Annotated in this window: 8 protein-coding genes; 5 read left to right on the forward strand and 3 right to left on the reverse strand. The window is 75.5% G+C overall.

The window, feature by feature from the left end; all coding sequences use genetic code 11:
• Window positions 1-179 precede the first annotated feature (179 nt).
• Entirely contained in the window at window positions 180-1,298 is a 1,119-nt protein-coding gene (locus tag ABZW32_RS20695; RefSeq protein WP_356217850.1) for a methyltransferase domain-containing protein, read from the forward strand.
• 48 nt (window positions 1,299-1,346) lie between these two features.
• On the opposite strand, the gene ABZW32_RS20700 is transcribed toward ABZW32_RS20695, so the two are convergent.
• The 3 genes from ABZW32_RS20700 to ABZW32_RS20710 all read right to left on the reverse strand — a co-directional run bounded on the left by ABZW32_RS20700 (window position 1,347) and on the right by ABZW32_RS20710 (window position 3,928).
• Window positions 1,347-1,778: a VOC family protein gene (locus ABZW32_RS20700; RefSeq protein WP_356217851.1), complete on the reverse strand. Its 432-nt coding sequence runs from the start codon at window positions 1,776-1,778 to the stop codon at window positions 1,347-1,349.
• Between the two features lie 94 nt (window positions 1,779-1,872).
• On the reverse strand, window positions 1,873-2,955 hold the full coding sequence (gene corA / locus ABZW32_RS20705) for a magnesium/cobalt transporter CorA (RefSeq protein ID WP_356217869.1): 1,083 nt from the start codon (window positions 2,953-2,955) through the stop codon (window positions 1,873-1,875).
• 67 nt (window positions 2,956-3,022) lie between these two features.
• Window positions 3,023-3,928 (reverse strand): LysR family transcriptional regulator ArgP, encoded by a 906-nt coding sequence (locus ABZW32_RS20710; RefSeq protein WP_356217853.1) that lies wholly within the window; start codon window positions 3,926-3,928, stop codon window positions 3,023-3,025.
• 69 nt (window positions 3,929-3,997) lie between these two features.
• Between ABZW32_RS20710 and ABZW32_RS20715 the strand changes: the two genes are divergently transcribed.
• The 4 genes from ABZW32_RS20715 to ABZW32_RS20730 form a co-directional block, all read left to right on the forward strand.
• The gene (locus ABZW32_RS20715) at window positions 3,998-4,621 is read left to right on the forward strand and encodes a LysE/ArgO family amino acid transporter (RefSeq protein WP_356217855.1); all 624 of its coding nucleotides are present in this window, start codon (window positions 3,998-4,000) and stop codon (window positions 4,619-4,621) included.
• A 182-nt stretch (window positions 4,622-4,803) separates the two neighbouring features.
• Entirely contained in the window at window positions 4,804-5,946 is a 1,143-nt protein-coding gene (locus ABZW32_RS20720) for an NUDIX hydrolase (RefSeq protein WP_356217857.1), read from the forward strand.
• 161 nt (window positions 5,947-6,107) lie between these two features.
• Window positions 6,108-6,887, forward strand: coding sequence for a class I SAM-dependent methyltransferase (locus tag ABZW32_RS20725; protein ID WP_356217858.1), 780 nt, complete (start codon window positions 6,108-6,110; stop codon window positions 6,885-6,887).
• Between the two features lie 70 nt (window positions 6,888-6,957).
• On the forward strand, window positions 6,958-7,239 hold a 282-nt coding region (locus ABZW32_RS20730; protein ID WP_356217860.1), incomplete at its 3' end, for a DUF6153 family protein.

A 7,239-nucleotide genomic window follows, 5' to 3' on the forward strand; every position in this document is an offset into this window, starting at 1 on the left:
CGGGGCGGGCCACCGCGGGGGGGGCGGGCCACGGCGCGCGGGGCGGGCGGGACTCTGGCACATGCGGGCGGGTACGGGGCATCCTTGCGCACATGCGGCCCCGATCGGCCGCAGAAGCTCTCATGTACGCCCCGCCACCCGGGCCCCCGGCCCGCCCGCACCGACAGCAGGAGGCGCCGATGGCCCTCGTCGTGATCCGCCACGCACCCGCGCCCGCCCCCGACCCGCTCGCCCCCGCCCTGGACACCGGTGCGCCGTCGGGTCCGGAGATCCGGCGCTGTGACCCGTGGTCGGGGGATCCGCTCCCGGCCGGGCTCAAGGGCATCGAGGGCCTGGTGCTGACCGGGGACACCCCGGAGGCACTCCCCCTGCTGCGGGAGGCGCTGGCCGCGGAGGTGCCGGTGCTGGCCCTCGGGGGCGGGGCGGAGCTGCTGGCCCGCGCGGCGGACGGATCACCGACGCCCGCACCCCGGGCCCCGGAAGCCGCCGATCCGCTGCTCGGCGGCGGCGACGGAGCCCCGCGGGGAAGTGCGGGAGGCGGCCCGCGAGGAGCCGGGGAGGAGGGTCCGGACGGGGCTGACGGCCGCCCCGCACCGGCCCCGGCGTTCCGGGTCGGCGGCAGCGCGTGGGGGCTCGCGGCCCCGCCGGAGGGCGACGGGGCCGGTGGGTTGATCGGGCGGTTCGCGGCGCTGGTGGCCGGGCGGGCCGAGCACACCGCCACCCGGGCCTTCTTCACCCCGCGCGCCGACGCCTGGGAGGAGCGCTTCGCCCACCAGACCCCGGCCTACGAGGCGGCCGTGTCCCGGATGGGCCTCGCGGCGGGCCAGACCGCGCTCGACCTCGGCTGCGGCAGCGGCCGTGCGCTGCCCGCGCTGCGCGGGCTGGTCGGCCCCTCGGGCACGGTCCTCGGCGTCGACCTCACGCCCGCCATGCTCACGGCGGCCGCCCGCGAGGGCCGGACCGGCCCGGGGCGCCTGCTGCTGGTCGCCGACTGCGCGCGGCTCCCGCTGGCCGCCGGGGCGGTGCACGGCATTTTCGCCGCCGGCCTGCTGGACCACCTGCCGAAGCCGCGCACCGCGCTCGCCGAGTGGGCCCGGGTGTCCGCGCCCGGCGGGGAGCTGCTGCTGTTCCACCCTTCGGGCCGGGCCGAACGCGCCGCCCGCCACGGCCGCCCGGTCAGCCCCGACGACCCCCTGGCCGAGCCCAACCTCCGCCCGGCCCTGGAGGCGACGGGCTGGCGTCTCGCGGAGTACGAGGACGCCCCGGACCACTTCCTGGCCCGGGCCCGGCGCCCCTGATCGGGCTCCTGGGCCCGGCGCCCCTGATCGGGTTCCCGGGGCGGCGGCTCAGGTTCCCGGGGCGGCGGCCGGATCCGCGGGCAGGTTCAGCTGCCAGGAGACGCCGAAGCGGTCGTTGAGCCAGCCGAACCGGGGGCTGAAGCCGTACGAGTCCAGGGGCATCAGCTCCTCGCCCCCTTCGGCGAGGGCCCCGTAGAGGCGGTCGATCTCGGCGACGCTCCCGCACTCCACGAAGAGCGACACGGCGGGGGTGAAGCCGAAGGCGTGCTTGACGTGGCTGTCGATGCACATGAGGCGCTGGCCGGCGAGCGAGAAGGTGGCCTTCACCACCGTGCCCTCCTCGCCGGGTCCGTCGGCCCCGTATCGGGTGATGTCGAGGATCCCGGAGTCCTCGAACAGCGAGGTGTAGAGGGTCATCGCCTCTTCCGCCCTGCCCTCGAACATCAGGAACGGGGTGATCTTGTGTGACAGCGAGGCCATCGTGCCCGCCTTCCGCGTGGTGGTGGGAGCCGTTCGCCCCGAGGCTAGGACACCCCTGTGACACCGGCCACGCGGTCCGCGGGTGCGCGCCCGGTCAGAGCCAGCCGTTGCGCCGGAACCCGCGGTGGATGACGAAGCAGGCGGCCGCCATCACGGCGACCACGATCGGGTAGCCGTAGGTCCAGTGCAGTTCGGGCATGTTGTCGAAGTTCATGCCGTAGACCCCGCAGACCATGGTCGGGACGGCGACGATCGCCGCCCAGGCGGTGATCTTGCGCATGTCCTCGTTCTGGGCGACCGTCACCTGCGCGAGGTGCGCCTGCAGGACGGAGTCGAGGAGGCCGTCGTAGGCGTTGATCTGCTCGGTGGCGCGCAGCAGGTGGTCGCAGACGTCGCGGAAGTAGGCGCGGGCCTCGGCCGGGATGACCGGTATCGGCTCCGTGGCGAGGTGCTGGAGCGGTCGGCCGAGCGGCGCCACCGCCCTGCGCAGCTCGAGGAGTTCGCGCTTGAGCTGGTAGATCCGGCCCGCGTCGCCGCGCGCTCCGTGCTCGCTGAACACGGCCGTCTCGACGGCGTCCATGTCGTTCTGCACGGCGTCGGTGACGGCCACGTAGTCGTCGACGACGTGGTCCGCGATGGCGTGCAGCACCGCCGCCGGGCCCTTGGCCAGCTGCTCCGGCTGCGCCTCCAGGGACTCCCGGACGGGGCCGAGGGTGCCGCGGCCGCCGTGCCGGATGGTGATCACGAAGTCCCCGCCGACGAAGGCCATCAGCTCGCCGGTCTCGACGACCTCGCTGGTCGCCGTCAGTTCCTCGTGCTCGACGTAGCGCACGGTCTTGAAGACGGCGAAGAGGGTGTCGTCGTAGCGCTCCACCTTGGGGCGCTGGTGGGCGTTGACGGCGTCCTCGACGGCGAGCGGGTGCAGCCCGAACAGTTCCGCGAGTCCGGCGAGTTCCGCCTGGGACGGCTCGTGCAGGCCGATCCAGACGAAGCCGTCGCCCGTCTTGCGGACCCGGCGCAGCGCCTCCTCCACCTCGGCGCAGTCCTCCTGGCGGATGCCCTCGCGGTAGACGAGGCAGTTGACGACGGCGCTGCCGAGCGGGGAGCGGGCGGGGTGGCTGAGGTCGACGGCCCGCCGGTAGCCGCGTCGAACGGCCCGGCGCAGGTTGCTGAACATGGACAAGGACGTACTCCCCTTCGGCGGATCAGCGGCCAGTCTGCCACCGCGGAACCGGTCCGCCCGCTCACACCGGCCGCAGGGCCTCCTGCGCGCTCTCGGCGACCACCCGCGCGACGAGGGCCAGCGCGGGCGAGTCCAGCTTCCACTGCTGCCAGTACAGCGGTACGTCCAGCGGACGCTCGGGGGCCAGCTCCAGCAGCCGCCCGGAACGGATCAGGGGATCCGCCTGCGTCTGCGGCACCAGCCCCCACCCGAGCCCGGCGGCCACCGCGTCCCGGAAACCCTCCGAGGTCGGCACGTGGTGCCGGGCCCGGGAGGCACCCGCGGCACCGGCCGTCAGCCCCCGCACGAAGGCGTCCTGGAGTTCGTCCCGCCGGTCGAACACGATCAGCGGGGCCTCGCACAGGTCCCGCGCCGGCGCTCCCGTCAGGTACCGGGCGGCGAAGCCGGGGCTGGCCACCGCCAGGTACCGCGCGAGGCCCAGCGCCCGCACCGTGCAGCCCGCGACCGGGTCCGGCGAGGAGGTGACGGCCGCCATCACCTGGCCCTCGCGCAGCAGCGCCGTCGTATGGCCCTCGTCCTCGCGGTACAGCTCGAAGCAGACCGGCGGGTCCTGCGGCACCCGGGTGAGCGCGGGCAGGAACCAGGTGGCGAGGGAGTCCGCGTTCACCGCCATCGGCAGCCGCACCGGGCCGAGTCCGTCGGCGGCACCCATCCCCAGCTCGGCCCGCGCGTCGCGCTCCAGGCGGGCCAGCTGCCGGGCGAAGCGGATCACCACCTCCCCCGACTCGGTCGGCCGCACCGGCTTGGTCCGCATCAGCAGCACCCGCCCGGTGCGCTGCTCCAGGGACTTCACCCGCTGGCTGACGGCGGAGGGGGTCACGTGCAGGGCGGAGGCCGCGGCGTCGAAGGTGCCCTCGTCGACGACCGCGAGCAGGGTCCGCACCTGTTCGAGGGGGAGCTCGTCCATCACGGGCGCTAATGGTACGTAAAAATCTTTAGCTGTACGCAGCCCCACGCCGTGCCTACGGTCGGTTCCATGAACAACGGCATCACCACAGCGGCCCTGGCCGGTTTCGGCACCGGCCTCTCCCTCATCGTCGCCATCGGCGCCCAGAACGCGTTCGTCCTGCGCCAGGGGGCCCGTCGGCACGCCGTGCTCGCCGTGGTCGCCATCTGCGCCGTCTCCGACGCGCTGCTCATCACCCTCGGGGTGGCCGGGGTCGGCGCGTTCGTCACCGCCTGGCCTGCCGCCCTGACCGCCGTCGCGATCGCCGGGGGCACCTTCCTCGTCTGCTACGGGATCCTCGCGGCGCGCCGGGTGCTGCGCCCCTCCGCGGGCGCGGCCCTCAGCGCGCAGGGCGCCGCCGCCGGCTCCGCCCGTACGGCGGTACTGACCTGCCTGGCGATGACCTGGCTCAACCCGCACGTGTACCTGGACACCGTCCTGCTGGTCGGGTCGCTGGCCGCGGACCGGGGCGACCTGCGCTGGGCGTTCGGCATCGGGGCCGCGCTCGCCAGCCTGATCTGGTTCGGCGCGCTCGGCTACGGCGCCCGGCTGCTGAGCGGTCTGCTCGCCCGGCCGGGGGCCTGGCGGGTACTGGACGGCCTGGTGGCCGCCACCATGGTGACGATGGGCGGCATGCTGCTGGCCCGGGCCTGACCGACGGCTCCGCCGGGCCTGACCCGGGGGCTTTGCCGGCCTGACCTCGGGGCGGAGCCGCCCGGCAGACCCGGCAGAGCGGGGGCGGCCCCGCCCGGTACGCCCCGGCGGTCGTGGTACTGATGCCTGACGGCCGGGTGCTGCCCGCACCCGGCCCGCCGCCGCCTCCAGGAGCCGCCGCCGTGCCCGACCGCCCCTCCTCCGACCCCGCCACGCCGTCCCCGTCCCCGCCCCCGGCCCCCGCCACGTCCCCTTCCTCCGCATCGGTGCGCGCCCACCTCGCCGGCCCGTCGGGCCCCCTCGTCGCCGCGACCGGGATCGTGCTGGACCTCCAGGGCCGGGTGCTGGTCCTGACCACGTCCGACGGGGACGGCCCGGAACTGCCCGGCGGCACGGTGGCGGACACCGAGACCCCGGAGGAGGGGCTCGCCCGCGAGCTGAGGGAGGGGCTCGGCCTGTCCGTCCCCGTCGGCCGGCTGCTCGCGGTGGACTCCTGCCCGCCCGGCGCGCCGGGCCACCGCTCGCTCGTGGTCCACGTCCACCTGGTCGGGCCGCTCGACCCGGCCCGGATCGCGGGGATCTCCTTCGCCGACGGGGAGATCACCGAGGCCCACTGGCTCACCCCGGAGGAGGCCGCCGAGCGGCTCCCCGACCGGATCGCCCCCCGGCTGCGCGCCGCCGTCGCCGCGCTGCGCTCGGGTTCCCTGGCCCACCTGGCCGGCGGCGTCCCCCAGCCCGGTTCCCCCGCCGGCCTCGACCCGGCCGCCCGCGCCGCCCTGGAACACGCGGGCGGCTACGACGAGGCCGGCCACCGCGCCGCCCGGCCCAAGGCCGTCACCGCCGCGAACGTGCTGTTCACCGATCGGGCCGGGGCGGTCCTGCTCGTACAGCCCGGCTACGGCGAACCGGGCCGCTGGCTGCTGCCCGGGGGCGGCGTGGACAGCGACCTCGGCGAGACCCCCCGGGCCGCGGCCGCGCGCGAGGTCCGCGAGGAGATCGGCCTGGAACTGGACCCGGGCCGCCTCCTCGCCGTCAACTGGTCCCACCGGCCCGGCTTCCCGGCCCGGATCCGCTTCCTCTACGACGGCGGGGTCCTCGACCCGGACATCCTCGCCCGGATCCGACTCCAGCCGTCCGAGCTGCTGCGCTGGCGCACGGCGCGCCGCGACGAACTGCGAGGCCTGGTCAAACCGCTGCTGCGCCGTCAGATCAAGGCCTGCCTGAAGGCAAGGACCCGGGGCTCGGGCCCGCTGGAACTCCACGGGGGGCGCCCGATCGGACCGAAGCCCCCGAAGCGGCCGAAAGGCCACGCCACCTCACCCTGAACCGGAACAACACCCAAACAAATACAACCTCATCCGGCTATTCAGCCAAGCAGTTGCCAGCCCATTGCCGAATTTGACTTGGCAGATGCACGATATGGGCAGGCAGGGCGGGCCGGCGACGCGCCGCTCCTTCGACTCCTGCAGCGAGCGAGGTGGACCCCATGAACGAGCGCCGGGCGGACGGCAGCGCCGGAGACGTCGACTACGGCCGCATCGGCCGCGGTTACTCGGGCCACCGGCGCCCGGACCCCCGGATCGCCCGGCGCATCGCCGATGCCCTGGGGGACGCCCGTACGGTGATCAACGTGGGCGCCGGCTCCGGATCGTACGAGGGAGCCGCCCCCGCGGTCACCGCCGTCGAGCCCTCCCGTGCGATGCGCGCCCAGCGCCCGGCCGGACTGTCCCGGGCGGTCGACGCCGTGGCGGAGGACCTGCCGTTCGCGGACGGGGAGTTCGACGGCGCGATGACCCTCTTCAGCGTGCACCAGTGGACGGACGTACGGGCCGGCCTGCGCGAGATGCGGCGCGTGACGCGCGGCCCGGTGGTCATCCTGACCTGCGACCCGAAGCTGGTGCGCGACTTCTGGCTGTACTCCTACGCGCCCGAGGTACTGGACACCGAGGCGCGCCGCTACCCGCCGATCGAGGACATGGCCGCCGCCCTTGGCGGCACGGGGATCGTGGAATCCGTTCCGATTCCGCTGGACTGCACCGACGGTTTCAACGAGGCGTACTACGGCCGCCCCGAGATGCTCCTCGACCCGGCCGCCCGCCAGGCCTGTTCCGCATGGAGCTTCGTCGACGACGGGGTGCGCCGGCGGTTCACCGCATCCCTGCGCCGCGACCTGGACTCCGGGGCCTGGGACGAGCGCCACGGCCACCTGCGCCGCCTCCCGGCCTACGAGGGCTCCCTGGTCCTCGTCCGCGCCACACCGGCCTGACACCCGAAGGGCGCGCCGCATACCCCCTACCCCTTTGGAGTATCTCCGGCCGGTCGCCTACGATGCGGGCATGAGCACGCGGGCGGGGCGACGGGACGGGCGGCACGGGCTGCCCGCGCGCCTGCTCCTGCTGTTCGCCCTGCTCACCGGGATCGTCGCCATGCACGGCCTGGGCCCCGGGCCGCTGACACCGGCCTCCGGGCACACCACGCCCGCGGCGGCCCCGGCCGCCCACCGGACGGCCGGCGACCACGTCCCCGCCGGCGACCACGTCCCGGCCGGTCCCTGCGCCTGCCCCGACGAGGGCGGCGCCGGCGGGCACGGCCTGCACGCCGACCCGACCTGCGCGGCG

The organism is Streptomyces sp. NPDC004667, assembly GCF_040609475.1.
GTDB lineage: Bacteria > Actinomycetota > Actinomycetes > Streptomycetales > Streptomycetaceae > Streptomyces.

Excerpts from the sequence above, each read along its gene's own strand:
- ABZW32_RS20695 (WP_356217850.1), top strand. The coding sequence starts at position 180 with ATGGCCCTCGTCGTGATCCGCCACGCACCCGCGCCCGCCCCCGACCCG.
- ABZW32_RS20700 (WP_356217851.1), bottom strand. The coding sequence starts at position 1,778 with ATGGCCTCGCTGTCACACAAGATCACCCCGTTCCTGATGTTCGAGGGC.
- corA (WP_356217869.1), bottom strand. The coding sequence starts at position 2,955 with ATGTTCAGCAACCTGCGCCGGGCCGTTCGACGCGGCTACCGGCGGGCC.
- ABZW32_RS20710 (WP_356217853.1), bottom strand. The coding sequence starts at position 3,928 with ATGGACGAGCTCCCCCTCGAACAGGTGCGGACCCTGCTCGCGGTCGTC.
- ABZW32_RS20715 (WP_356217855.1), top strand. The coding sequence starts at position 3,998 with ATGAACAACGGCATCACCACAGCGGCCCTGGCCGGTTTCGGCACCGGC.
- ABZW32_RS20725 (WP_356217858.1), top strand. The coding sequence starts at position 6,108 with ATGAACGAGCGCCGGGCGGACGGCAGCGCCGGAGACGTCGACTACGGC.